Annotated in this window: 2 protein-coding genes; both read right to left on the bottom strand. The window is 67.9% G+C overall.

Annotated elements, in window-relative coordinates; all coding sequences use genetic code 11:
* On the bottom strand, positions 1 to 413 hold a 413-nt coding region (locus EJ105_RS27640), incomplete at its 3' end, for a TrbJ/VirB5 family protein (protein WP_488657470.1).
* Positions 410 to 928: TraG/VirB4 family ATPase (locus tag EJ105_RS27635; protein ID WP_455685417.1), on the bottom strand; the 519-nt coding region annotated here is incomplete at its 5' end. The genes EJ105_RS27635 and EJ105_RS27640, both read right to left, overlap by 4 nt.

Raw genomic sequence — 928 nt, 5'->3', positions numbered from 1 at the left:
GCGACCGTGGTCTCCCAGCGGGTCCTGGCGTGGGTGACGAGGGCGGCATCCGAACTGCTCAGGGAGACCGAGCCATACTGGCCCTGGAACGCCCGGTCGATGGCGCCGACGTCATAGGCGATCTTCTGGGCCTGCCCGAGCAGTTGCTGGGTGCGTTGGGCCGACTGCTGGAGCGCGCTCAGGGAGGAATATGGCAGGCTCGCGAGATTGCGGGCCTGGTTGATCAGCATCTGCGCTTCATTCTGCAGCGAAGTGATCTGGTTGGTGACCTGCTGGAGGGCGCGGGCCGCCTGAAGGAGGTTCTGCGCATAGTTGGAGGGGTCGTAGACCACATATTGCGCGGCCGCCGGCGCCAGCGGGGACACGAGGAGCGGCGCGGCGACGAACGCGGCCCGCAATGAGCGGCGGATCATGAGCGTGTCTCCAGATTGTCGAGGGTGGGGATGAGGTCGGCGGCCCAGCCGAGGCCGCGATGGCGCAGCCAGGCGGCGAGGAAGCCGTCGCGCCCGTGCTCTGCGAAGATCTGCGAGAGCGCGGCCTGATCGGTCTTGGAGGCGGCAGCGCACAGGGCGAGCGCCACCTGCGACAGGCCGAGCTCGAACAGGCGGTTGCCGCGCCGGGACTGGCAGTAATAGTCCCGCTTGGGTGTTGCCCGCGCGAGGATCTCGATCTGCCGGTCGTTGAGGCCGAAGCGGCGATAGATGGCGGTGATCTGGGGCTCGATGGCCCGCTCGTTGGGGAGCAGCAGCCGGGTCTGGCAGCTCTCGATGATGGCGGGAGCGATGGCGGAGCCGTCGATGTCCGAGAGGGACTGGGTGGCGAACACCACGCTGGCGTTCTTCTTGCGCAGGGTCTTCAGCCACTCCCTCAGCTGCCCGGCGAAGCCCGGATCGTCGAGCGCCAGCCATCCCTCGTCGATGATGAGGAG

The sequence above is a fragment of the Xanthobacter aminoxidans genome, from assembly GCF_023571765.1.
In the GTDB taxonomy this organism is placed as follows: Bacteria; Pseudomonadota; Alphaproteobacteria; order Rhizobiales; family Xanthobacteraceae; genus Xanthobacter; species Xanthobacter aminoxidans.
The sequence above is the reverse complement of the archived record's forward strand: the minus strand, read 5'-3'. Positions and strand labels throughout refer to the sequence as shown.